The 22,939-nt window shown below is 38.1% G+C and carries 27 protein-coding genes; 16 read left to right on the top strand and 11 right to left on the bottom strand.

Annotated elements, in window-relative coordinates; all coding sequences use genetic code 11:
• Nucleotides 1-14 precede the first annotated feature (14 nt).
• From RM541_RS02920 to RM541_RS02900, 5 genes are all read left to right on the top strand, one after another.
• On the top strand, nt 15-371 hold the full coding sequence (locus tag RM541_RS02920) for a hypothetical protein (RefSeq protein WP_311498731.1): 357 nt from the start codon (nt 15-17) through the stop codon (nt 369-371).
• Entirely contained in the window at nt 372-1,067 is a 696-nt protein-coding gene (locus RM541_RS02915) for a ceramidase domain-containing protein (RefSeq protein ID WP_311498730.1), read from the top strand.
• A gap of 429 nt (nt 1,068-1,496) precedes the next feature.
• Nucleotides 1,497-2,516 (top strand): phenylalanine--tRNA ligase subunit alpha, encoded by a 1,020-nt coding sequence (pheS, locus tag RM541_RS02910; RefSeq protein WP_311498729.1) that lies wholly within the window; start codon nt 1,497-1,499, stop codon nt 2,514-2,516.
• Nucleotides 2,517-2,583: 67 nt separating this feature from the next.
• Nucleotides 2,584-2,760 (top strand): hypothetical protein, encoded by a 177-nt coding sequence (locus RM541_RS02905; protein WP_311483575.1) that lies wholly within the window; start codon nt 2,584-2,586, stop codon nt 2,758-2,760.
• The gene (locus RM541_RS02900) at nt 2,757-3,152 is read left to right on the top strand and encodes a hypothetical protein (protein ID WP_311498728.1); all 396 of its coding nucleotides are present in this window, start codon (nt 2,757-2,759) and stop codon (nt 3,150-3,152) included. Before RM541_RS02905 ends, RM541_RS02900 begins: the two co-directional genes overlap by 4 nt.
• 96 nt (nt 3,153-3,248) lie before the next feature.
• Here RM541_RS02900 and RM541_RS02895 read toward each other — a convergent pair whose 3' ends face one another.
• Nucleotides 3,249-4,892, bottom strand: a complete 1,644-nt coding sequence (locus RM541_RS02895) for an LVIVD repeat-containing protein (RefSeq protein WP_311498727.1) — start codon at nt 4,890-4,892, stop codon at nt 3,249-3,251.
• A gap of 280 nt (nt 4,893-5,172) precedes the next feature.
• A complete protein-coding gene (locus RM541_RS02890; RefSeq protein WP_311498726.1) occupies nt 5,173-6,168 on the bottom strand; it encodes an NAD(P)H-dependent glycerol-3-phosphate dehydrogenase in 996 nt (331 codons plus the stop codon).
• Between the two features lie 312 nt (nt 6,169-6,480).
• Here RM541_RS02890 and lysM point away from each other — a divergent pair, with 312 nt between their 5' ends.
• Nucleotides 6,481-6,987 (top strand): peptidoglycan-binding protein LysM, encoded by a 507-nt coding sequence (gene lysM, locus RM541_RS02885; RefSeq protein ID WP_311498725.1) that lies wholly within the window; start codon nt 6,481-6,483, stop codon nt 6,985-6,987.
• A 130-nt stretch (nt 6,988-7,117) separates the two neighbouring features.
• Here the strand turns inward: lysM and nadD are convergent, their stop codons facing one another.
• The 6 genes from nadD to RM541_RS02855 form a co-directional block, all read right to left on the bottom strand.
• Nucleotides 7,118-7,702, bottom strand: coding sequence for a nicotinate (nicotinamide) nucleotide adenylyltransferase (gene nadD / locus RM541_RS02880; RefSeq protein WP_311498724.1), 585 nt, complete (start codon nt 7,700-7,702; stop codon nt 7,118-7,120).
• Nucleotides 7,699-8,283, bottom strand: a complete 585-nt coding sequence (gmk, locus tag RM541_RS02875; RefSeq protein WP_311498723.1) for a guanylate kinase — start codon at nt 8,281-8,283, stop codon at nt 7,699-7,701. The genes nadD and gmk overlap by 4 nt, the downstream gene beginning before the upstream one ends.
• Nucleotides 8,283-9,140 carry a YicC/YloC family endoribonuclease gene (locus RM541_RS02870; protein ID WP_311498722.1) on the bottom strand — a complete coding sequence of 286 codons (858 nt, stop codon included), beginning with the start codon at nt 9,138-9,140 and terminating at the stop codon, nt 8,283-8,285. The genes gmk and RM541_RS02870 overlap by 1 nt, the downstream gene beginning before the upstream one ends.
• A gap of 296 nt (nt 9,141-9,436) precedes the next feature.
• Entirely contained in the window at nt 9,437-9,805 is a 369-nt protein-coding gene (locus tag RM541_RS02865) for a helix-turn-helix domain-containing protein (RefSeq protein ID WP_311498721.1), read from the bottom strand.
• 10 nt (nt 9,806-9,815) lie between these two features.
• Nucleotides 9,816-10,112 (bottom strand): type II toxin-antitoxin system HigB family toxin, encoded by a 297-nt coding sequence (locus RM541_RS02860; RefSeq protein ID WP_311498720.1) that lies wholly within the window; start codon nt 10,110-10,112, stop codon nt 9,816-9,818.
• A 262-nt stretch (nt 10,113-10,374) separates the two neighbouring features.
• Complete coding sequence (locus RM541_RS02855; protein ID WP_311498719.1) at nt 10,375-11,343, bottom strand: YheT family hydrolase; 969 nt, start codon at nt 11,341-11,343, stop codon at nt 10,375-10,377.
• Between the two features lie 172 nt (nt 11,344-11,515).
• Between RM541_RS02855 and RM541_RS02850 the strand changes: the two genes are divergently transcribed.
• The 3 genes from RM541_RS02850 (at nt 11,516) to RM541_RS02840 (ending at nt 13,496) form a co-directional block, all read left to right on the top strand.
• The gene (locus tag RM541_RS02850; protein ID WP_311498718.1) at nt 11,516-12,004 is read left to right on the top strand and encodes an acyl-CoA thioesterase; all 489 of its coding nucleotides are present in this window, start codon (nt 11,516-11,518) and stop codon (nt 12,002-12,004) included.
• Nucleotides 12,005-12,016: 12 nt separating this feature from the next.
• Nucleotides 12,017-12,655 (top strand): hypothetical protein, encoded by a 639-nt coding sequence (locus RM541_RS02845; RefSeq protein ID WP_311498717.1) that lies wholly within the window; start codon nt 12,017-12,019, stop codon nt 12,653-12,655.
• Between the two features lie 238 nt (nt 12,656-12,893).
• Entirely contained in the window at nt 12,894-13,496 is a 603-nt protein-coding gene (locus RM541_RS02840; RefSeq protein WP_311498716.1) for a hypothetical protein, read from the top strand.
• Between the two features lie 61 nt (nt 13,497-13,557).
• Here the strand turns inward: RM541_RS02840 and RM541_RS02835 are convergent, their stop codons facing one another.
• From RM541_RS02835 to RM541_RS02825, 3 genes are all read right to left on the bottom strand, one after another.
• Nucleotides 13,558-14,454 carry a DMT family transporter gene (locus RM541_RS02835; protein ID WP_311498715.1) on the bottom strand — a complete coding sequence of 299 codons (897 nt, stop codon included), beginning with the start codon at nt 14,452-14,454 and terminating at the stop codon, nt 13,558-13,560.
• Nucleotides 14,447-14,800, bottom strand: a complete 354-nt coding sequence (locus RM541_RS02830) for an arsenate reductase family protein (protein WP_311498714.1) — start codon at nt 14,798-14,800, stop codon at nt 14,447-14,449. The genes RM541_RS02835 and RM541_RS02830 overlap by 8 nt, the downstream gene beginning before the upstream one ends.
• A 92-nt stretch (nt 14,801-14,892) precedes the next feature.
• Nucleotides 14,893-15,726, bottom strand: a complete 834-nt coding sequence (locus RM541_RS02825; RefSeq protein WP_311498713.1) for a DUF3298 and DUF4163 domain-containing protein — start codon at nt 15,724-15,726, stop codon at nt 14,893-14,895.
• A gap of 105 nt (nt 15,727-15,831) precedes the next feature.
• Between RM541_RS02825 and RM541_RS02820 the strand changes: the two genes are divergently transcribed.
• The 7 genes from RM541_RS02820 to cysQ all read left to right on the top strand — a co-directional run bounded on the left by RM541_RS02820 (nt 15,832) and on the right by cysQ (nt 22,937).
• Complete coding sequence (locus tag RM541_RS02820) at nt 15,832-16,977, top strand: cystathionine gamma-synthase (RefSeq protein WP_311498712.1); 1,146 nt, start codon at nt 15,832-15,834, stop codon at nt 16,975-16,977.
• 833 nt (nt 16,978-17,810) lie between these two features.
• Nucleotides 17,811-18,878 carry a mannose-1-phosphate guanylyltransferase gene (locus tag RM541_RS02815; RefSeq protein ID WP_432264656.1) on the top strand — a complete coding sequence of 356 codons (1,068 nt, stop codon included), beginning with the start codon at nt 17,811-17,813 and terminating at the stop codon, nt 18,876-18,878.
• A 1-nt stretch (nt 18,879) separates the two neighbouring features.
• Nucleotides 18,880-19,323, top strand: coding sequence for a DUF2061 domain-containing protein (locus RM541_RS02810; RefSeq protein ID WP_311498711.1), 444 nt, complete (start codon nt 18,880-18,882; stop codon nt 19,321-19,323).
• On the top strand, nt 19,316-19,918 hold the full coding sequence (gene cysC, locus RM541_RS02805; RefSeq protein ID WP_311498710.1) for an adenylyl-sulfate kinase: 603 nt from the start codon (nt 19,316-19,318) through the stop codon (nt 19,916-19,918). The genes RM541_RS02810 and cysC overlap by 8 nt, the downstream gene beginning before the upstream one ends.
• Nucleotides 19,911-20,816, top strand: a complete 906-nt coding sequence (cysD, locus tag RM541_RS02800; RefSeq protein ID WP_311498709.1) for a sulfate adenylyltransferase subunit CysD — start codon at nt 19,911-19,913, stop codon at nt 20,814-20,816. Before cysC ends, cysD begins: the two co-directional genes overlap by 8 nt.
• An 18-nt stretch (nt 20,817-20,834) precedes the next feature.
• Nucleotides 20,835-22,091, top strand: coding sequence for a sulfate adenylyltransferase subunit 1 (locus RM541_RS02795; RefSeq protein ID WP_311498708.1), 1,257 nt, complete (start codon nt 20,835-20,837; stop codon nt 22,089-22,091).
• Nucleotides 22,092-22,148: 57 nt separating this feature from the next.
• Nucleotides 22,149-22,937, top strand: coding sequence for a 3'(2'),5'-bisphosphate nucleotidase CysQ (gene cysQ / locus RM541_RS02790; RefSeq protein WP_311498707.1), 789 nt, complete (start codon nt 22,149-22,151; stop codon nt 22,935-22,937).
• The last annotated feature ends 2 nt before the right edge of the window (nt 22,938-22,939 follow it).

The following is a 22,939-nucleotide window of genomic DNA, read 5'->3' as shown; positions in this document are numbered from 1 at the left end:
ATTATATTTGCTGCATGGCAAGAGATGAACAGTTAAAGGAGCGTTGGGAAGTACTTCAGAAGAAAATTTCTAATCAATTTGCAGATGGAGAATTAATGGACCTGGATGCGATAATTTACATTATTGGGGTTCAGGAACTTGGGCAGCCGCATCGGAAGTTTAAAAAAGATCATAAGCTGGATTTAATGCACATTGCTATTTGCCGGTTGCTGGAACCTTACGGCTACTATGAATTTGATTTTTTTGATGATGATGGCTGGCCGCATTATAAGACAATCGAACAGCTCCCGGTATTAAAGGCTGGAGAGCAATCGGTTTTAATGAAGGAAGCTATTGTCCAGTATTTTATAGAAAAGGAGTACATTCTTTAAATGGAAACTGTGGTCACATTGCTGTCTTTCCCAAACGACAGCGGCCCTATTTACCAGGAGACGATAGCATGCAGGTTTCCTGTAGAGCCATTTAATACTTTCAGCAACGTCTTTTTCCTGATACTTGCTATTTATTTTGGGCAAAAAATTTATCCCGATTATAAAGATCATAAGTTTCTGGCATTAAGCATCCCGGTGTTGATAATTGGCTTTATTGGAGGTACAGTTTATCACGCCACAAGAAGTCATGAAATTTGGCTAATTATGGACTGGTTACCCATTTTACTATTGTGCCTGGCGGTTTCAGTATATTTTATAGTTAAATCCACCCACGGAATATGGCAAAGGCTAATTTCGGCAATTATCGTCCTTACTTTGGTCTTCGGAGTCCGATATTTGCCATTTGGAAGGTATCAGGAATCCATGAACTACGTGGGAACAGCACTTGGCCTTTTGTTGCCTATAATTAATTATCTTTTTAAAACAGATTTTCATCATTTTCTCCAGATTCTATTCGCTTTGCTGAGTTTTAGCGTCGCAGTAAGCTTTAGGGCAATGGATAAACATATGGATGATCTGGAAATGGGTACACATTGGCTCTGGCATACATTTGGAGCACTTTCGGTATACTTTTTAATGGAATTTATCTATAGGACTCAGGAATCTTCGGTAAAAGGAGTGAAGAGTGAGAAGTGAAAAGTGTTTCCACTCTCCTCTCTCCACTATAACAGCATCCAAAAACGGTAGTTTTCGATCTCCTGAACTTCTTAATCCTACCAATCACTAACTCTGAACGAAATACTTCAAACTCTAAAGAGCACGCTCTAAAATGACAATTATCGGCCTGCAGAGAAGGAAAAGAGGTAAAAAGTTATCGAGTAAAAGTGAGTAGTGAGTTGTAAATGGTGAAAAGTAAAGAGTTCAATGAACTTTCCACTCTCCTCTCTCGACTATAAGAGCACACTCCAAAATGGCAATTATCAATTTCCTGAGATGAACTACGAACAAAAAACTCCGAACTACTTTTGTATATTTTCTTCATCACAAGTTTTTATAAAGTCTTTAAAAAACCTTTCAAGCCGCAATTTTTTTTAAATTTGCCTTTCTGAAAAAGATACATCCAGGATGATTGATAAGATAAAGGAATATATTGCTGAAGTTGAAGCTTTTCAGGCACAAACGACAGAAGAGATTGAAGCTTTCAGGATTAAATTCCTGGGAAAAAAAGGAATATTAAATCAGTTTTTTGCTGAATTTAAAAATGTTCCAAATGAGCAGAAAAAAGATTTTGGACAGGCAATAAATGAGCTGAAGACCGGAGCGCAGCAAAAAGTTTCGTCTTTAAAAGAGGAGCTTGAGAGTAAAGAGGAAGAAAAAGGGGTTTATGGCGATTTATCCCGTCCTGCAGAACCTGTACAAATTGGTTCGCGGCACCCGATTTCTGTTGTGAAAAATCAGATTATCGAGATTTTCTCAAATATTGGTTTTAATGTTTCTGAAGGACCTGAAATTGAAGACGATTGGCATAATTTTACCGCTTTAAACCTTCCGGAATATCATCCTGCCAGGGATATGCAGGATACTTTCTTTATTCAGACAGATCCCGATATTTTGCTTCGTACCCATACCTCTTCAGTACAGGTGCGATATATGGAAAATAACAAACCGCCTATCCGTACAATTTCGCCGGGAAGGGTTTTTAGAAATGAAGCTATTTCTGCCCGTTCTCATTGTATTTTTCACCAGGTAGAGGGGCTTTATATAGACAAGGATGTTTCTTTTGCAGATTTGAAGCAGACGTTGCTTTATTTTACCAAACAACTATTCGGAAAATCAAAAATCCGGTTACGTCCTTCTTATTTCCCTTTTACCGAACCTAGTGCAGAAGTGGATATTTACTGGGGACTGGAAACCGAAACAGATTACAGGATTACCAAAGGCACCGGCTGGCTGGAGATTATGGGCTGCGGGATGGTAGATCCAAATGTTCTTAAAAACTGCGGTATAGACCCTACAGAATATTCAGGCTTTGCATTTGGAATGGGTATAGAACGTATTGCAATGTTACTTTATCAAATAGGCGATATCAGGATGTTTTATGAAAATGATGTTCGTTTTCTGGAGCAATTCCGATCTTCTTTGTAAATTCAGGGACTAATTCATAGTCATCACAGCCGCAGAAAAGCTGAAAGTGACTTGTAATTTTTTTATTATGAAAAAAACAGGTTTTATTATTCTGGCGGTAATTATTCTTGCAATTATCCTTTATGTGACGATTGTTATAAAAGTGATAGAATTCCTTTTTGGAGCAATATTGTTTATTGTTGCTGCAGTAATACTCTGGATTATCTGGAATAAAGTAAAAAGTAAAGTCGAAGAGGAGTTTTGAGAAAAGATATTGACATTCCTGAGGTAAAAGACGTTCATGTAGCTGTGGTAAGGGAGTTTAATAAAGAATTCCGAAGTGATGAATGGAACGCTTACATCATTAATAATCGAGGAATTTCTATTGAAATGATCCTTATTGTGGCCCGCGGTTTTAAGGGTGAAAAACAGACTTCCACAATGCGGCATAAACTGGAAAAACTACCTCCACATTCTTTCGCAAAGATAGAATACATGCAGGATGATGTAGTGTCTTTAAACAATGAGTTTCTGGTGACATTTTTTGCTGAAAATAAGATGTTCGAGAAGAAATTCTTCTTTCCTGAAAACAGCATTTCTGGAGATAAAGCCGGGGCTATTCCTGTAATCCCAAAAAAGGGAATCTTAGCAGAATAATTACCGGTACTTGAAAATAAATCTTGAAATAAATAAAAAGCCCCTCTGAAATAAATCAGATGGGGCTTTTAACCAACCTAGCCTTCGATTGATTATTTATAATTTATTTGAAGTATCAGTATAATTACCTGATATAGTTACATTTTGTCCTTTTCTTACCTCTCCATAGATATGGATAGAAGAATTTTCGCCAACAAATTCTAGTGTTGCACCACTATTTAAGTTTAAATCACCATAAACAGTGAGGCTCCCCTCAATCCTTAAAATGGATTTGGAGTTTACCGTTAGATTTTCATTCTTATTGGTTTGTCCTACGGCAAGTGCTCCGCTCATATTAAATTCTCCAAAGCTGTTAACATTCGTACTCTTTTCAATATTTAAAGCTCCACAAAAGTTAAGGATTCCACCTACGTTAAGATGTTTCAGTGTTACCGAGCCGCCATATGATTCCACAGCTCCGGAATTTATATTCAGGTTCTTATCCCCGGAATATTCAGAGTAGTCCGAACAGGCAAGGAAACTTGTTTCGGGAGCTACATGGCGGCTCATTTTAAGAATTCTTAATCCGCCTGTTCCTGAAGCAACAAAAATATAATCTCCTTTTGCTTTTACATAGTTTGCAGATCCATCGATTTCAATTATTCCTTCTTCAACAACATTATAATTCTCATCAATTTTTGTGATTCCAAAACCAGCCCCACCATTTGCCATTAATATAAAATCGTTAAAAATGGTTACTGCGTTGGTTACTTTCTCGCCCTCGGCTACTTCAGCATCAGGGAGCATATTAATAGGAAGCCTGTTTACTTCCTGCCCACTTTCCAGATTGTAAATACCAACACCATTAGGGCCTTCAGAAACCATCAGTAGGTCGTTTAGAAATTCTATTGTTCTCTTAGACTCAGGAATTAGAGGTTTGGTAGTAATCCGTCTATCTATACCATATTCGTCAATAATGATCACGTAGCCTTTTCCACTTAATGTCACTACTTTTCCGTTAGAGTGTGCAGCAGCGCGTAAATCTTCATAATCAAGGCCAGCCCACTCCATAATAAGTCCGTCAGAGTAATAGCCTATACTACTCTCACTTCCGCTAACTCCTATAAAATTATTTTCCTGGTATGGCAGGATATCCACCCCTGCCTGACCACCATAGAAATTATTTAATTCATATCCAGAAGCGAGTTCTCCATTAATTGCTTCCATTGACCCAAAAAATGCACGTTCAGAGCCGCTGCTAGCCGGTGTGTTTAGAGCTCCTGTGAAAAAAACTTTATTATTTCTGTAAAAAAGAGCGTTTACATCGGCATAGGTTGTAGTCATTCTGCTAACTACTTTAGGGGCATATTTATCGCTGATGTCTATAATATCTATTCCTCCTAAATACGTAGGGCCTTCTTTCGTGTAGGCAACGTAAGCATAATTTCCGTCAATATCAACATGGTTGGCGCGCATTGCTTTACCATCGAGAACAGGAGGTTCAATTGTGGCAATCTGTTCCAGTGTAATTTTACCAATTTCTGAATCAGAATCTATAATATCCATACTCCTGTTATCACTTACAGAAGTTACACCAAGAACTCCAACTCCGTCATCACTGATGGATTTACTGAATTCTGAAGAATTGCTTTCTACACTGAAATACTTTTCTTCAGAAGAGGGATTTTGAATATCATCCGACTCACAGGAAATAAGAAAAACGGATAAAATAAAGCTAAGACCAAGTAGTTTTTTAGTCATTTTTAATTAGGTTAAGTTAGTAATAATATTGGGTTGTAAATACTTTACAGGTGGGGTCGTAAAATTATTCACAGGACAATTATAATACAATTAATTTAAAGTCCCTACATTTTAACTGACTGATAATTAAACCTGTATCTTCGTCGAAGATAAGTTGCTTTTCATCGATGATTTTATTTGAATACAGGACCTAAAATTCAACAATGAGGCAAAATTGTTCCTTTAGAAATTATAGAGGAAAGAAAAGATATTGAGTAAAAACTATTAGAATTCTATATTTTTAATCGAGTTTCTCTGCAAGTTTCTTGAATACTTTCTTTGGATTTTTTCCTTCATAAAGGATAGCATAAACCGCATTGATTATAGGAGTTTTAGCACGTTTGTCCTTATTGATTTTGTAAGCACTTTCTGTAGCATAATAACCTTCTGCAATCATACTCATCTCCATTTGGGCGCTTTTTACTGTATAGCCTTTCCCGATCATATTTCCAAACATCCTGTTACGGCTAAAGACGGAATATCCTGTAACAAGTAAATCCCCCAGGTAGGCAGAATCATTGATATTCCGTTTCATCTTATGAACTTTCTTAATAAATTTCTTCATTTCCCTAATCGCATTGCTCATAAGAACACTCTGGAAGTTATCTCCATAGCCCAAACCATGAGCAATACCTGCAGCAATTGCATAAATATTCTTTAAAACTGCGGCATATTCAGTTCCGGTAACATCATCGGTGATTTTACAGGTGATATAATCACTTCCCAGACAATCTGCCATAAGTTGTGCTTTTTTCTCGTCGGCACAGGCAATGGTTAAATAGGAGAGTCTTTCCAGAGCGACTTCTTCAGCGTGGCAGGGTCCTGTAATTACACCAATGTTCTCGTAAGGAATGTTATAGTATTCCTCAAAATGTTCTCCTACAATAAGGCTGGTTTCGGGAACAATACCCTTAATTGCTGAAAATATGATTTTATCATCCAGGGAAACCTGAAGGTTATCTAATTCCCTTTTTAGAAAGGCTGAGGGGATGGCAAAGATAATGTAATCTGCATTCTTAATAGTCTCATTAATATCATTGCTAAGCTTTAACTGATCTGTATTAAACTCAACAGAGCTAAGATAATTTGGGTTGTGTTCCTGTTTTTTGATATGCTCCACGGCATAAATACTTCTCATATACCAATGTACATGATCTATGTTTTCACATAACATCTTTACAATTGCAGTAGCCCAACTTCCGCCGCCAATAACAGCAAACTTCGGATATGTATCCATATATTTAGTTTATGTTCTTCAAAAGTAAGCAAAAATTTAAGGATACTCATTTTAATCCTTTTTTGCGCTTGCGGACTGAGGATTATTAAATATTATTGGAAAAATTTTAACTTTTTTGAGAACAATTTAATATATTCTTTCCGTTGCCTATATTTTTTTTCATACCAAAAATGTTTTCTTCAGTTTTTGGTCATTGTTAAGACGACCTCTGCCAGAGGTGGTTTTCTTAAATCTAACAAAACTTTAATAAGCAACATCCCGAGATGTTCTTCCTCTTTTGTAACTTAATACCACAATAGATAAAAATCAGCTATGAGCATTTTTTCTTTTATTAAAGAAGCCGGAGCCAGAGTCTTGGGTATAGGTAAATCTACAACCGAAAAGAACAATGAAGTCTCAGAGCAAAAGACTAAAGAAAATCAGCAGGAGAATGCCAAAGCTGCTGCCAGGCTGGAAGAGCATATCAGGAGCTTGAAATTAAATATTGATAATCTGGATATAACTATTGAAGGCGATATGGCTACCGTTTCGGGCGAGGCAGAAGATCAGGCAACCCGTGAAAAGATTATATTGGTAGTGGGAAATACTGCCGGAATTGGACAGGTAGACGACAGGATGGATGTGGAAGACGAAGAGCCGGAAGCTATTTTTCATACTGTAGAACGAGGAGATAGCCTCGGTAAAATAGCAAAAGATCACTATGGCGATTCCAGCAAATATCTGATTATTTTTGAAGCCAATAAACCAATGTTAAAAGATCCGGACAAGATTTACCCCGGTCAGGTATTGAGAATACCAGATATTGAAACAGAAAAGTAAAGAGACTGTTTAGAAGTTTTGAGGGTGCTACATTGAGAGCAGTCGACGTTCTAAGCTTGTAGTTCCACAATGAAAAAAGTAGGTTCAATCAGCTAAAAAAGAGCGCTTAAAAAATTTTTAAACAGTCTTGTTATTTATAGAAGTTCATATGTTGAATATACTCCCATACGCTGTCACTAAGTAATGGTCCAATATTTTTTCCTTCAGAAATGGCCTGTCTTATAAATGTTGCTGAAATTTCCATCCTTGGTGCTGCCACTCTAGTAATCTTTGGGTGGTCCTTAAACTGATTCTGAATTTTTTCCCCTGATATTCTTGGATAAATATAAAGTTGATGGTTCTCCAGGATCATTTCAAAATTTTTCCACTTATGGAAACTTTTTAAATTGTCTTCACCCATTATAAGGCAAAACTCGTTTGTGGGAAATTTTTCCTGCAAATGGAGGAGAGTTTTCACCGTGTAGTTTGGTTGCTCCAGCCCGAATTCGATATTACTGGGTTTTAGTTTCTCAAAAGGCTCACAGGCGCGATAAGCCATTTCCAGTCGGTGATGGTTGTCAAGAAGAGTGCTTTTTTTCTTTAACGGATTATGAGGGGTTACCACCAGCCAAATTTCTTCAAGATCAGAGAATTCTGCCATGTGGTTGGCAATTATAAGGTGTCCTATGTGAATGGGATTGAATGTACCAAAGAACAATCCTACTTTTCTATTCATTTCTCAACATTTACTCCAACATAGTTTGAAACAAGGTTGTAGGCCTCCTCTAATGCAACTTCCAGGTTGTTATTTTCTATGATAAAATCGAATTGTGGCGCAGTGGCCAGCTCAATAGAAGCTTTGGCAACACGCATATTTATTTTATCGAGAGTTTCGGTTTTTCTTTTTTTAAGCCGAATCTTAAGCTCTTCGATACTTGGGGGTTTTACAAAAACAGCCAGTGTTTGTTCAGGATAAATATTTTTTATATCCAGCCCGCCTACAACATCAATATCAAAAATCACGTTTTTTCCTTCGCTCCAGATTCTCTTAATCTCACTCTTAAGTGTTCCGTAGAAATTGTCACGATAAACTTCTTCCCACTCCAGAAATTCATCGGCTTTTATTTTCCTTTTAAACTCTTCTAAAGACAAAAAGTAGTAATCCTCCCCATCTACTTCATCTCCGCGGGGCTCACGTGAAGTTGCTGAGATTGAGAAATCCAGTTTTAAATCATCCTGTTGTAGCAAATGCTGAACAATCGTGGTTTTACCCGATCCGGAAGGAGCCGAAAATACGATCAGTTTACCATCCTTCATTAGAGTACGTTTAAAAGTTGTTCTTTGATTTTTTCCAGTTCATCCTTCATCTGCACCACTAACTGCTGCATGGGGGCATAATTGGATTTACTGCCAATGGTATTAATTTCCCGGCCCATCTCCTGAGAAATGAAGGCCAGTTTCCTGCCGTTGGAATCATCACTGTTTATCGTCTCATTAAAATAATTAAGATGGTTTTCCAGCCTTACTTTTTCTTCGGTAATATCAAATTTCTCAATATAATAAACCAGTTCCTGCTCAAACCGGTTTTCGTCAACGTTATCTTTTAGTTCTTCAACGCCTTTTCTAAGCCGCTCCTTTACGCCATCAATCCTGTCGGGATCCATTTCTATAATTTGCTGCAATAAATCCTCGATATTAGAAACCCGTAATTTTAAATCTTTTTCCAGTGCTTTTCCTTCATCTGTCCTAAAATTATTGATTTCAGTAAGGGCTTCTTCCACTGCATCTTCAATGGCTCTAAATTCGGTTTCGTCAATTTCTTCCCTTTCGGTTTTTAAAGCGTCCGGCATCCTTACTGCCATTTTCAGCAACTCGGTTTCATCACCATTCACCAGGGAGCGTAGCTGCTCCATATATTTTTTAACCACGGCCTCGTTAAGAACAGAAGAAGTTTCTTCTCCCGTATTCTCTACATAAACTGAAAGATCTATCTTCCCACGCACAAGCGATTTTGAAATTATTTTGCGCAATTCCAGTTCCTTTTCGCGATACTGAGAAGAAATCCGCGCATTAAGATCAAAATTTTTGCTGTTGAGGGATTTCAGCTCTACGGTAATTTTTTTGGTCGGGAGTTCGGAAACACTTTTCCCAAAACCGGTCATGGATTGAATCATGCTTGATTTTTAAAAGGTTGCGCAAAGATAATCAATTCTGAAGCAGTTCAAAGACGTGAGAAGCTTAATTTGGAGGAGGAGTTAGGTAGAGAGTGAAAGAGGCAAACAGGGAAAAGAGTTAAAATAGGGAATACCTCATTCATGATCTAAGATTTTTAAGAAACCAAAAGGCTAATCCTGCAAGGTTTTTAAAACCTTGTAGGTGTCCAAACTAAAAAATGGTAACAGACGTTTCACTTTTTACTTTCAACTCAAAAAACAACCCACAGTTAGAACCTAGAGCAGAATAAGCTGCATTATTTCAACAATTGATAATTGCCAACCAGGACAGAGGCAGAAATGTTCAATTTATTCTCTAGCTCCCGAATCATATCGACTGTTAATCTTTTTCTCTTATTCAAAATTTCAGATACTCTGCTTTTACCACCGAGTATGCCTATTAAATCCTTTTGTTTAAGATTCATTTCTTCCATCCTGATTTTTATGGCTTCTATTGGATCTGGAGCTTCTATAGGGTGGTACTGATTTTCATAATTTTCGATTAGAAGAGATAAAATTTCTGCTTCATCCCCTTCTTCGGAATTTGGGGGAGCATCAAAAATTTCTTCCATTCTAATTAAAGAGTGCTCATAGTCTTTTTCAGATTTTATAGGTGTTATCTTCATAATTATCAGTTTAAATCTTATCTGCATCAATTTTATCATACTCGGCATGTGTTCCTACAAACCTTATAAAGGCCCATTGTCTTTCGTAATTAAATTTTACAATGAGCCGGTAAGAATTTCCTTTAATATTAAACACTACACGGTTTCCTTTTAAAACACTGGCATTTATGTAGGTTTGTTTAATATCAGTTGGTGTATTCCATTTTGTTGATTGTGCTGTTTCATACCAGGTTTTCAGATATTGTTCAGCATCGGAATGTTTCTCCCAAAATTCCCGTAATGTTCTTTTTGCAATTATTCTTTGCATGAAAAATAGTTCTTCTTCAAAAGTATTAAAAAGTTCTCAAATGAAGAACATTTTATTGTGTGACCCTAAAATGAAATCTGAAAGATCACACCAGTGTGAACTTTTAACCTTAAACTTTAGTTCTGCACTCCTAACTCCAAACTATAAACTAAGAAAAACACCAAACTTGTTTTATTTCTGCGTAAATCTGCGCAATCAGCGGGAAATTTAAACCTGAAGACTCCTAACTCCCAACTCTTTTACAGACAATTATCAATTGAACTCACAACCTAAAACTCGCAGCAAAACTCCAATGCCCGTTCTTCATGATAGTAAAGTCCTCCTTTCTAAAAAAACCAACGTGGCCGCCATATTCAGGCATTTCGAGGTGAAGGAATTCAGAATTTTTTGCAATTCCCAAAGGATGAGAACTTTCTGAAAGAAAGGAATCATTTTTAGCATTTATCAACAAGGTGGGAATGCTGATATTTGGTAAAAATTGAAGGCTGCTACATTTTTCATAATAATCTGCCGCATCTTTATATCCATGTGCTTTGCTGGTGTACAACTCGTCTATAGCCAACAGCGAATTACATGCGGCAATGTTAATTTTGTCGATTTTCTTCGGAAAAAGTTGCTGCCGCTCATAAAGCTGATTTTTCAGCTTTTTCAGAAATCTTCTGGAATATAAATAATTCTTCTGTTTGTCCAGTTCTTTGAGTGAAGCACCCAAATCTGAAGGTACAGAAACCGCAACTGCTGCTTTTATTTCCTTCGGAAGGTTTTCAGTTTCCCCAAGATATTTCAGAAGCAAATTTCCGCCAAGACTAAATCCTGAAAGCACTATTTTTTCATACTTTTTCTTCTGAAGGCAAAGGTCAATCACTTCTTTAAGATCTTCAGTCGCACCGGCATTGTAACTGCGAAAAAGTCGGTTAGTTTCGCCGCTGCAACTTCTAAAATTTATAAGTGCAACATCAAATCCTTTTTCAGAAAAAGCTTTAGCCATTCCCAGCATATACGGCCGGTCGGCACTACCGGCGAGGCCGTGAGTTACAATCATTAATTGCCGATAATTGCCATTTTTAGCATAGCACCAGTCCAGGTCGAGAAAATCCCCATCACTAAGTTCTACGCGCTCTCTTTTAAATACCTCGATCTTTACCTTCCGAAGTAAAGAGGCGTAAATAGTTGAAAAATGGGCGCTTCTAAAGAGAAACGGAGCTTTATAATTACTTTTCAGGAGTGGCATAGGCCTAAAATAATAGAAATTCGCAAAATTTCACCTCCGGGAATGTTATAAGAGGTATTAAAAATTACCAGATGTTAAGTTTATAGTAAAAATGGTGAAATAATAGCTTCGGTTAGCCTTATAATTATGCGTGCATAATAAAGTTTCTTAGCTTTAGAGAAAATTGAAAAAAATGTATACGAAAGAATTTGAAATCCGTTGGAGCGATATAGATGCGAACCGACATTTGGCAAATACCGCCTATATAAATTTTATGAGCCACACCCGGATGGGTTTTTTAATGGACAACGGCTTTGGCCAGCAGGAAATGGCCAGGAATAATATCGGGCCGGTGGTTTTTTATGAACATATTTATTATTTTAAAGAGGTCTTCGCGGGAAAGCCGGTAAAAGTGAGCCTGCAGCTTAAAGGTTTGTCTGAAGACGGAATGTATTTTGAATTTGTCCATAATTTTTATGATTATAAAGGGCGCAATTTCGCCAGTTGCGAAATGATGGGAGCTTGGATTGACCTTAAGGAACGGAAACTTACAAAACTTCCTGAAGAGTTATTTCAAAATTTAAACGGACTACAACATACCGAAGATTTTAAAGTTCTGACTAAAGAAGACACCCGAAAATTTGGAAAGAAACCTCAGGATATAGATCCATCAGAATTGTAGAATTTGCTAATTATGAAGTATGAAATTGATGAAGTCTGGTATGCCTGCTACGGTTCTAATATTCAGGAAAAGCGTTTTTTGTGTTACATCCAGGGAGGCACCCCAGCGGGGGCATTGACTAATTATAAAGGTTGTACCAATACGGCGGCGCCTAAAGAAAACCATCCCATAACTATCAATCGTGACTTATATTTTGCCAAGGAATCCCCGGCGTGGAGTGGTGGCGGCATCGGATTCTTAAAGCCCGGCCATAATGAAGAAGCAGTCACTCTTGGGCGGCAGTATCTTATTAGCAGCGATCAGTTTACAGATCTTGTAAAACAGGAATTGAAGATGGAGGGCGAGCTGGCCATAGAATTCGGTGAACTGGTAGAGAAAGGATCTTTAATTTGTTCTCCCGGCGGGAGGTACGGGAAATTGATTTGTCTTGGTCACCGGGATAAAAAACCAATTTTCAGCTTCACTAGCGAGCACTATCTTGAGGACGAAATTAATCCGCCAGATAAGGCTTATCTTTCTACAATTATTTCCGGATTAAAGGAGATTTACGATCTAAATAATCAGGAGCTTGTAGAATATTTCCGCGAAAAAACCGGAATAAAGAACACACCGCTTGAAAATAATTTAGCTGAAATTGTAAAAAATTCATGAGAATCCTGAAATTCAGTGATGTCATCTAACTGAAGTGACAGAACCTTGTTGAGGCAGTTGTCTGGTCGAGCGAAGTCGAGACCTGCTTTCTGATGATAATCCTGGTTTAAAAGAACCCCTCGACTCCGCTCGGGGAGACCTGTTTTTTTAAAACCTTGCATGATAAAGGCCCCTCGACTCCGCTCCAACTAATAACCATAATCGGGAGGTTAATGAAATTAAAAATGAAATTATAAATATGCCATTCAAAACTTCAGAAATCAGGTGGTTTTCCCGGGAGAAGCAGGTGCTCTGGGATATTTTTGAAAGCCTGGAAAAATTCGGACCTGGAAATCCTGAAGAGGAAAGAACCGACTATTACCTGAATTCAAATACGCCAAGTTCCGGGATAAAAATCAGGGAAGGAAAGCACGAATTAAAAGTGAAAATATCCGAAGATGAAAAGCTGGAATTCGGACTCCTGCAGCACTGGAGCAAATGGAGCTATGCTGAAGAAGAAAATATCCTGAATTCCGTTAATCCAGGTTTACTTGGGGATTGGTTGAAAATGACCAAAAAGCGCCACAAGAAATCCTTTAAAATCACTGCTGAAAAGGAAGTAGAATTCACTTCAGAAGAAAATGTAGAAGAAGGTTTTGATGTAGAATTTACAAGCTTTGAAATTTCGTCACCGGAGTTCACCGGCTTTACGCTAGGCCTGGAAGCTTTCAGTACTAAAAATAATTCCGCAGAAAATCTTCGTCTTGCGCTGGATCAACTTCAGTTAAAACCTTCAGTATTAAAAGAAATGAAATCCTGTAGCTACCCGGAATTCTTAGCCGATTTATCTTCTGAAGGATGAAAATTGCCATTTTAGAGGTATCACCTTAAAATGATATTCCGAAGCAGCTTCAGAAAAGAAATTAAGCTCTCACTTTGGTTTTTTTGATCGTTACCATATATACCCCGATAAAAACAAGCGTTGCAGCAATACCTTTTGTCCAGTTCATCGTATCTGCCCCCGTTGCGATGGCATAAACTATGGCAATTAGCGGTTGCAGATAGATAAAAGCGCTTATGGTAGAGGCAGAGAGCTGTTTTAGGGCATAAATATTCAATAAATAAGTGGCAAAGGTTGTTCCCAGTACCACAAATGCCATTTTCCAGACTGCTTCAAAAGTGAGGTCTGTCCAGTTTACATCAGTAAATTCACCAATTGTAATAGGAAAATTAATAATAACACCTATTAAAAAAAGCCATTTCATTAGCGTGATCGCACCGTATTTTGCGGTTAATGGTCTTACGATAATAAGATACAATCCATAGGAAATGGCATTTATGATAAACAGGATATTTCCTAACGGAATATTTGGCGCATTTTCTTTACTACTGGTGCTAAAAAGAATAAGTACAAGTGCACCTGCAAGCCCGATTATTATTCCCAGAGTTTTTAATAATGTAATTCTTTCCCGTATTAAAACTGAAGCTAAAATGAGCACCATCACCGGGGATAGGGTGACAATTACCGAGCTGTTTATGGGAGTGGAAAGGCTTAGGCCTTTAAAGAAGAAAAGCATATTCACCACCATTCCAAACACGGCACAGGCGAGAATTCGCGGCCAGTCTGATTTGGCAATTTTCTCCCGTGGCAGAAAAAAACTTATACTCCAGAAGAGTATGGCGGCACCAAAAACCCTTAGAAAAATGAAGCCGAAAGGTTCAATATAAAACGGCATTACGCCTTTGGCAACAGTATGGTTAATTCCATAAATGGCACTTGCAAGAATAGCAGCAATCACTGCCAAAGCCCTACTACTCATGTATCGAAGCTTTAGCGGCTTCTACGGTTTTCCTGGAATTTCCGATAAATATTTTGTCATTATTAATAATGACAGGCCGTTTTAAAAAAGTATAATGCTCCAGGATAAGGTTTTTGTACTGATTCTCGTCCAGGTCCTTATTTTTAAGATCTTTTTCCTTGTAAAGCCTTGCTCTTTTGCTGAATAAAGATTCATAACTTCCTGAAAGTTCCTGCATTTCTTCCAGTTGTTTTTCAGTAATCTTTTCTGTTTTGATATCCTGAAGAATAAACGAAGACGGCAAGTCCAGTTCTTTCAGGATGCGTTTACAGGTATCGCAGGTAGAGAGGTGATGGATCTTCTTCATTTATTTTTTATTAGGATTTTTTAAGCTTCGGATACTTTGACACAAATTAAAAACATTTAAAGGTCTGACGAAAGTTTCCCGCGGGAGAATCTTTATTTACTGGGAACTTCTTCCAGGCTTATTTTCAGAAATTCTTCAACCTGCGCATAAGGAAGCCTGTAGACAAAATTGCCATCAGCATAAGACGAAATCTCATAAGCGTTATAATGTAAAATCACTTCATTCTCAATAAAACCGATATTTTGCGGAAGCACAAATGTATCATCTTCAAAAAATAATCCGTTGCTGTTAATAGGCTCATCCTGCGGAATATTTTGATCTTCCCGGAACTTCTCTTCAAAAAACTCTTTAAATTCTGAAGTAAATAATTCCTCGTGGGAATAAGGTGCTCCGGTTTCAGGATTGAAATTTAAGAAGGAAACGCTGCTGTAACCATGGGCACCGCCGGTAAATATTTCAGAACTAAACCTGAAGGAAATAAGATCTTCTGTACGCCATGAAATCTCACCCAAAACTGAAGCTTCCCACGGAATTTGATATTCCGGAAAATCACTCGCTGTAGTTTCAAAATTTTCAATAAATCGATCTGCAAGACCTTCAATGGACTCAATTTTTTTATCATCACGATAATCTACCACTTCAATAATATGATTGGTAATTGCACGATTTATTTGTTTTGCAACCTCATTTTTACCTTCAGCAACAGGGTAATTTATGCTGATAAAAGTGCATTCTCCTTCTTCGGGATTGCATGCTTCGTATGATTTTTCTACGGAATAATTAGTGAATTCAAGAGCTTCTTTTTCCTCTTCACAAGCCGTGAAAAGTACTGCAAAAATAAGGACTAAAAGGATGTTTCTCACGGTGTAAAGGAGGGTGTTAAAGTTAATGATAAAGATACATGCAATTTTGTGATTGCCCAACATCTGTAGTACATTTGGGGGGAAAGGATCAAATCCTTAACGGATTTTTAATAATTGCCGGTTTGTTTTTAGCTGAACAATCGAAATGGCATAAAAACTTTGAGTAAGATGAAATTTAATACCAAGACAATACACGGGGGACAGGAAAATACAGATCCTGCTTATGGTTCTGTAATGCCTCCAATTTACCAGACAAGTACGTATTCGCAAAGCACTCCCGGCGGCCATAAAGGTTTTGAATACAGCCGTAGCGGTAACCCAACAAGGGCGGCTTTGGAAAATTCTCTTGCCAGTATAGAAAATGGTAAATATGGACTTGCCTTTGCTTCAGGTCTTGCGGCTATAGATGCAGTGATGAAGCTTTTTAAGCCCGGTGACGAAATTATTTCCACTAACGATTTATACGGTGGTTCTTACCGTTTGTTCAGTACAATATTTGAAAACTTTGGCATTAAATTTCATTTTATTTCAATGCAGGAAGCCGAAGATATTGAACAATACATTAACGAAAATACAAAGCTTATTTGGGTGGAAACTCCTACCAACCCAATGATGAATATTATCGATATCCAGGCCGTGTCAAAAATTGCCAAAAAACACAAGATCCTTTTGGGAGTAGATAATACTTTCGCAACGCCATACCTGCAGCAACCTTTGGATTTGGGAGCAGATCTTGTAATGCACAGTGCGACCAAATATCTTGGGGGGCATAGTGATGTGGTAATGGGAAGTCTCGTGGTAAAAGAGGAGGAGCTGGCAGAAAAGCTTTATTTTATTCAGAATGCGAGCGGCGGGGTCGCTGGTCCGCAGGATAGCTTTCTTGTGCTCCGCGGAATAAAAACCCTTCATTTAAGAATGCAGCGTCATTGTGAAAACGGAGAAGCGGTAGCGAGATTTCTGAAGTCGCATCCTAAAGTTGATAAAGTGTACTGGCCCGGTTTTGAGGATTCTCCGAACCATGATATTGCGAAAAAACAAATGAGCGGTTTTGGCGGAATGATTTCTTTTACAACTGCTGAAAATACCCTTAAAAGTGCCGTGAAAGTTGTCGAAAACCTGAAGGTCTTTACCCTTGCTGAATCTCTTGGCGGGGTGGAATCGCTTGCTGGGCATCCGGCGAGTATGACGCATGCCTCTATCCCAATGGAAGAACGTGCAAAAACCGGGGTTGTAGATTCCCTTATCCGTTTGAGCGTAGGAGTTGAAGACGAAGGAGACCTTGTGGAAGATTTAAAACAGGCTTTGGAGAAGTAAAATGTTAAGGCAGGTTCAGCCTTATTAAGAGAAGTATTTTTTAAGTAAATGTCCATTTGAGCGGAGTCGGGAATTATTTCGGCTGTGCTGAATTGGACATTTTTATTGTTACCATATTCCACGATTCCAATGAAGGTCGAAAATTGACAATTTTGGAGATGAACTTTCTGCTGACTTCAATAATGAACATCTGAAAGTTTTTTCGGCTTTGCATTAATTGAAGGTTTTAATGCGGACCGAAAACTGCCATTCTAAGAGACCTCTTCATTTTTTTCTTCCGAAATTTAATATGCGGGACGCATTCTGGCTGAGTCTGTGGGAGCACATCCGCACTTCCTCAAGTTTAGGACTGGCTCTTTTAGGTTAATAGTTCATTCAGTATTGAGGAATTTAAAATAAGAAGTCAATTTCTACAGATTTCAATCTTTTGCCTGGACCAGTTCCAGAAATCTTTGTCCAATTGAATAAAATTTTTTGGATGAAAACTTCCTACTTAATATTTAATTATTTGTTAAGGAATTAGCAATTGTGTCATGCTAAAATTAGTAAATCATTAAGAGTAGTGATGATTATTTTTAATTCCGCAATCTGCTAAAGCTCTGGGGCTTCATTAAAGTTCTGCTTCCTACAAAGGAACTTATTTTTTAACACATCGCAAGGAAATTTAATCTTCGCTTAATTTGTTAATGGTATGTGAAATTCTATATTTGCACCTGCAAAAATAAGGGATGCTTTTCATCGTATTTTTTTGCTTTTAGCCCGAATGAATTTCAAAAAAATGGGATTCACAGTAGCGAAGCTGTATCGAATCGACTCATTTTAAATCTTTTATAATGGGTGGCAAAAAGTACAAAGGCGAACAGCTGTCACTTAATAATTCACAAATAATCCATTACACATTGTCATCTATATTTCATGTTCTTCTAACAGGAGGAGTAGGGAGTAGGCTTTGGCCGCTTTCGCGACAGTCGCGACCGAAACAATACCTGGAAATATTTTCGCAACATTCCCTTTTTGAATTGGCAGTACAGCGAAATGCTTCCTTTGTGAATGATCTAATTGTGGTCGGAAACAGGGGTAACAGCAATCTTTCTGAGGCGGCTTTAAGCAAATTAGGTATTTCAGATTACGTAAATATCGTTGAAGCAACTCCGCGTAATACAGCTCCCGCTATTGCTTTTGCCGCCTTCGCAGCACAGCCGGAAGATATTCTTCTTGTTACTCCTGCAGATCATATAATTAAAGAGGGTAGAGAATATAGTGATGCGGTACAAAAAGCAATAAAACTGGCCCAGGATAATAATATAGTCACCTTTGGAATAGAGCCAACACGTCCCGAAACAGGTTATGGTTATATTGAATTTGAGGGAGAGGAAGTGATGTCCTTTCGCGAAAAACCTAATGAAGATACGGCTAAAGACTTCTTAAAACGTGGTAGTTTTCTATGGAATAGCGGAATGTTCTGCTTTAAGGCCGGGATTTTTCTGGAAGAGCTCCAAAAATATTCTCCGGAAGTTTATAAGCAATCGCTGGCAGCCTGGAATAAGGCGTCAACCGGAGAGCTTGAACGGGAATCTTCTCTTGATATTCCTTCCATAAGTGTAGATTATGCGGTGATGGAAAAGAGCGAAAGGATAAAAGTAGTGCAGTCTCATTTTGAGTGGAGCGATATGGGAAGTTTTGAAGCTGTTTATGATTATCTTAAAGAGCAGGGTCAACCAGTGGATAAGTTTGGAAATATGCAGATAGGTAGTACAAAACACACTTGCTTTGTAGGCCTTACCAATTGTATACTGGTTTCTACAGACGACGCTATACTGGTACTATCTAAAGAAGCCTCCCAAAATGTCAAAGAGCTTTATCAGGAGCTTGAAAAGAATAATATGAGTCTCGTTCAGTAGCATGGGAGATACTCCTCATAAAAGGCATATCGCAAAGGCTATAACCTGGAGGGTCGTGGGGACCATAGACACTATCCTTCTTTCCTGGTTTATCTCTGGAAATCCTTTGGTAGCCCTCCAGATAGGAATGGCAGAGGTGATAACAAAAATGGGTTTGTACTACTGCCACGAAAGAATATGGTTTAGGCTGGACCTAAAGGGTGAAGCTAAAAAAAGCCATTTTCGCCACTTCCTTAAATCCATTAGTTGGAGGGTAGTTGGAACTGTAGACACAATGTTCCTGGCATGGGTTATTACAGGAAACGCTCTAACCGGTTTGAAAATAGGACTGGTAGAGGTTATCACAAAGATGACGCTTTATTATTTGCATGAAAGAGCCTGGTATAAAATTAATTACGGTTTAAACGGTAGAAAATTTAATTCGAAATCTATTTCTCATGAATAACATAATTCCTCAGGAGTACAATGTGACACAAAATTGTAGAGGTACTATAAAAGGGCATCGGCCTCTGGTCATTTGGTTTAGCGGCCTTTCGGGTTCCGGAAAATCAACTTTGGCGAATCTGGTAGAGAAAGATTTGCACAAAAAAGGGATTCATACCTATTCTTTGGATGGTGATAATATAAGAGGCGGTTTAAATAGTAATCTTGGTTTTAGTGAAGCTGATCGTACTGAGAATTTGAGAAGGATTGCTGAAGTTTCAAAACTTTTTATCGATTCCGGCACCCTAATTATTGCAGCCTTTATTAGTCCCCTGAAAACTGACAGGGAATTGATAAAAAAAATTATAGGGAAGGAAAACTTTATTGGAATCTTTGTAAATACATCAATTGAAGAATGCGAGAGGAGAGATGTGAAAGGGCTCTATAAGAAAGCAAGGGCGGGAGAAATAAAAGATTTTACAGGAATAAATGCACCCTATGAGAAACCTTTTGATTTTGATGTAGTCATAAATACTGAAGAAACAGGACTGGAAGAATCTGTAAATAAAATAGTTAATTATATACAACCAAAATTAAGACTTAATTCTAATGAGTAAGTACTACTTAAATTATCTGGACGAATTAGAATCAGAAGCTATATACATATTACGGGAGGTATGGGCTCAGTTCGAAAATCCTGTAATTCTATTTTCAGGAGGGAAAGACTCCATTCTGGTTACGCATTTGGCTAAAAAAGCGTTTTATCCGAGTAAAATTCCTTTCGCACTAATGCACGTGGATACCGGGCATAACTTTCCCGAGACGATTCAATTCCGCGATAATCTTATTAAAGAACTAGGTGTAAAGCTAATCGTTGGTTCTGTTCAGGATTCTATCGATCAGGGAAGAGTAGCCGAGGAAAAGGGGAAAAACGCGACCAGGAATGCACTACAAATCACCACTTTATTGGATGCTATTGAGTCCAATAAGGTCGATTGTGCCATAGGAGGCGGTCGAAGAGATGAAGAAAAGGCACGTGCCAAGGAGCGATTTTTTTCTCATAGAAATGACTTTGGAGAGTGGGATCCTAAAAATCAACGTCCGGAACTTTGGAATATGCTGAATGGGAAACATTTTGAAGGTGAACACTTTAGAGCATTTCCCATAAGTAACTGGACCGAGATGGATGTCTGGAATTATATTAAAAGAGAGGATATCAGTATCCCGTCACTTTATTTTGCTCACGAACGCGAAGTAGTTTTCAGAAGTAATTCCTGGATCCCGGTTTCAGAATATCTGAAACTGGAAGAAGGAGAGCAGGTAGAGAAAAAGAGAATCCGTTTCAGAACTCTTGGAGATATTACCATCACCGGGGGAATCGAATCCAATGCTGACAATCTAATGAAGATTGCAGAGGAGGTTTCAGCTATGAGAAAGACCGAACGTGGTGATCGTAGTGATGATAAACGTTCAGAAACCGCGATGGAAGACAGAAAAAAACAAGGATATTTTTAGCCAACAGCATATAAAGAAATGGAGATAAGCAATAATCAACTACTAAGATTCACCACAGCCGGGAGTGTAGATGACGGGAAGAGTACCCTCATCGGACGCCTTTTGTACGATTCAAAATCAATATTTGAAGATCAATTGGAATCAGTCAGCGTTACCAGTGCCAAGAAAGGATATGAAGGAGTAGACCTGGCTTTATTTACAGACGGCCTTAAAGATGAAAGAGAACAGGGAATAACAATAGATGTAGCCTACAGATACTTTACCACCCCAAAGAGGAAATTTATTATTGCCGATACTCCCGGTCACATACAGTATACCCGAAATATGGTCACGGGAGCTTCTACCGCAAATGCTGCCGTTATCTTAATAGATGCCAGACATGGTGTAATCGAGCAAACAAAAAGACACTCCTTTATAGCATCTCTGTTAAACATACCACATTTGATCGTATGTGTGAATAAAATGGATCTGGTAGAATTCTCTGAAGACCGTTTTAACGAAATCGTCATTCAGTTTGAAGAGTTTTCTTCAAAATTGCTTGTAAAAGATGTACACTACATTCCTATTAGTGCTTTGTTAGGGGACAATGTAGTAAATAAATCTGAGCATACAAGTTGGTATGGAGGAGGAACTTTACTACATACTCTGGAAACCTTACATATTAGTAGTGATATCAATAAAATAGATGCCAGGTTTGCGGTGCAAACGGTATTGAGACCTCAAAATGATGAATTTCGGGATTATAGAGGATATGCAGGAAGAGTTGCCAGTGGTATTTATAGAACCGGAGATGAAGTAGCGGTGTTACCATCTGGCTTTACTTCGAAGATCAAGTCTATCAATGCCGGAGAGCAGGAAGTAGAGGAAGCTTATGCACCTATGTCCATCTCTATAACTCTGGAGGATGATATCGATGTGAGCCGGGGAGATATGATCGTAAAAAAGAAGAATCAACCGGAAGCTGAACAGGAGTTTGACGTGATGCTTTGCTGGTTAAATAATGATGCAGCCAAGCCACGAACAAAATATACTGTAATGCATACTTCCAATGAGCAACGGGCCATGATTAAAGATGTAGTGTATAAAATAGATATTAATACCTATGATAGAGATACTGAGGATAAAATTTTGGCTATGAACGATATCGCCAGGGTAACCATAAGAACCACACACAGATTGATGTTGGACTCCTATCGAGATAATCGTAATACGGGAAGTGTAATCCTTATTGATGAAAACACTAACGAAACCGTCGCAGCCGGAATGATTGTTTAAAAACGAATGTCACCCCGAGCGAAGTCGAGGGGTCTCTTATAAGTACCCAGCATACATATGAACCAACTACTCTCAATAGCCATCCAAGCCTCCCTCGAAGCCGGTAAACGCATCATGGATATCTACGAAAATGAAGGTTTTGAAGTAGATTTTAAAGGAGACGATTCGCCGCTTACCAAGGCAGATCTTGCTTCTCATGAGATTATTATGAATTTTTTAAAAGAGACAAGTATTCCTGTGCTTTCTGAAGAAGGAAGAGATCTTCCTTATGAAGAGAGAAAAGACTGGAAACAGTTATGGATTGTAGATCCTATTGACGGTACAAAAGAGTTCATTAAAAGAAATGGAGAATTTACCGTGAATATCGCACTGGTTAACAACCAGGTGCCTGTTATAGGGGTAATCTATGTTCCTGCCCAACAGGAATTATATTTCGCAGAAAAGGGAATCGGTTCTTATAAGCTTTCTAAAATCACTAAATTTAGTTCCCTAGAAAAAATATTGGATTCAGCAAATAAGCTCCCAATAGAAAAAAATAATAAACAATATACCGTCGTGGCCAGTAAGTCACATCTTTCTCCTGAAACAGAAGAGTATATTGCTTCTCTGGAAAAAGAACATGGAAATGTGGAGACCATTTCTAAAGGTAGCTCCCTTAAACTTTGTATGGTGGCTGAAGGTAAGGCAGATCAGTACCCTCGATTCGCTCCCACAATGGAATGGGATACAGCCGCAGGACAGGCAATTTGTACCTACTCCGGGAAAAATGTTCTGGACTATACTACCCAAAAAGAAATGATTTATAATAGAAAGAATCTTTTAAATAATTGGTTCTTGGTTAAATAATA

The organism is Autumnicola psychrophila (assembly GCF_031846645.1).
Classification (GTDB): domain Bacteria; phylum Bacteroidota; class Bacteroidia; order Flavobacteriales; family Flavobacteriaceae; genus Autumnicola; species Autumnicola psychrophila.
Note: the sequence above shows the minus strand (reverse complement) of the source record. Positions and strands in the feature narration are given on the sequence as shown.

Coding starts and splice junctions, on each gene's coding strand:
- cysQ (WP_311498707.1), top strand. CDS start 22,149: ATGAACCAACTACTCTCAATAGCCATCCAAGCCTCCCTCGAAGCCGGT.
- RM541_RS02830 (WP_311498714.1), bottom strand. CDS start 14,800: ATGAAGAAGATCCATCACCTCTCTACCTGCGATACCTGTAAACGCATC.
- gmk (WP_311498723.1), bottom strand. CDS start 8,283: ATGAAGGATGGTAAACTGATCGTATTTTCGGCTCCTTCCGGATCGGGT.
- RM541_RS02810 (WP_311498711.1), top strand. CDS start 18,880: ATGGGAGATACTCCTCATAAAAGGCATATCGCAAAGGCTATAACCTGG.
- RM541_RS02920 (WP_311498731.1), top strand. CDS start 15: ATGGCAAGAGATGAACAGTTAAAGGAGCGTTGGGAAGTACTTCAGAAG.
- cysD (WP_311498709.1), top strand. CDS start 19,911: ATGAGTAAGTACTACTTAAATTATCTGGACGAATTAGAATCAGAAGCT.
- RM541_RS02825 (WP_311498713.1), bottom strand. CDS start 15,726: ATGTTGGGCAATCACAAAATTGCATGTATCTTTATCATTAACTTTAAC.
- RM541_RS02795 (WP_311498708.1), top strand. CDS start 20,835: ATGGAGATAAGCAATAATCAACTACTAAGATTCACCACAGCCGGGAGT.
- RM541_RS02835 (WP_311498715.1), bottom strand. CDS start 14,454: ATGAGTAGTAGGGCTTTGGCAGTGATTGCTGCTATTCTTGCAAGTGCC.
- RM541_RS02890 (WP_311498726.1), bottom strand. CDS start 6,168: ATGGATACATATCCGAAGTTTGCTGTTATTGGCGGCGGAAGTTGGGCT.
- RM541_RS02915 (WP_311498730.1), top strand. CDS start 372: ATGGAAACTGTGGTCACATTGCTGTCTTTCCCAAACGACAGCGGCCCT.
- nadD (WP_311498724.1), bottom strand. CDS start 7,702: ATGAATAGAAAAGTAGGATTGTTCTTTGGTACATTCAATCCCATTCAC.
- RM541_RS02840 (WP_311498716.1), top strand. CDS start 12,894: ATGCCATTCAAAACTTCAGAAATCAGGTGGTTTTCCCGGGAGAAGCAG.
- RM541_RS02860 (WP_311498720.1), bottom strand. CDS start 10,112: ATGCAAAGAATAATTGCAAAAAGAACATTACGGGAATTTTGGGAGAAA.
- RM541_RS02865 (WP_311498721.1), bottom strand. CDS start 9,805: ATGAAGATAACACCTATAAAATCTGAAAAAGACTATGAGCACTCTTTA.
- RM541_RS02850 (WP_311498718.1), top strand. CDS start 11,516: ATGTATACGAAAGAATTTGAAATCCGTTGGAGCGATATAGATGCGAAC.
- RM541_RS02820 (WP_311498712.1), top strand. CDS start 15,832: ATGAAATTTAATACCAAGACAATACACGGGGGACAGGAAAATACAGAT.
- cysC (WP_311498710.1), top strand. CDS start 19,316: ATGAATAACATAATTCCTCAGGAGTACAATGTGACACAAAATTGTAGA.
- lysM (WP_311498725.1), top strand. CDS start 6,481: ATGAGCATTTTTTCTTTTATTAAAGAAGCCGGAGCCAGAGTCTTGGGT.
- RM541_RS02845 (WP_311498717.1), top strand. CDS start 12,017: ATGAAGTATGAAATTGATGAAGTCTGGTATGCCTGCTACGGTTCTAAT.
- RM541_RS02870 (WP_311498722.1), bottom strand. CDS start 9,140: ATGATTCAATCCATGACCGGTTTTGGGAAAAGTGTTTCCGAACTCCCG.
- RM541_RS02905 (WP_311483575.1), top strand. CDS start 2,584: ATGAAAAAAACAGGTTTTATTATTCTGGCGGTAATTATTCTTGCAATT.
- pheS (WP_311498729.1), top strand. CDS start 1,497: ATGATTGATAAGATAAAGGAATATATTGCTGAAGTTGAAGCTTTTCAG.
- RM541_RS02895 (WP_311498727.1), bottom strand. CDS start 4,892: ATGACTAAAAAACTACTTGGTCTTAGCTTTATTTTATCCGTTTTTCTT.
- RM541_RS02855 (WP_311498719.1), bottom strand. CDS start 11,343: ATGCCACTCCTGAAAAGTAATTATAAAGCTCCGTTTCTCTTTAGAAGC.
- RM541_RS02815 (WP_432264656.1), top strand. CDS start 17,811: ATGGGTGGCAAAAAGTACAAAGGCGAACAGCTGTCACTTAATAATTCA.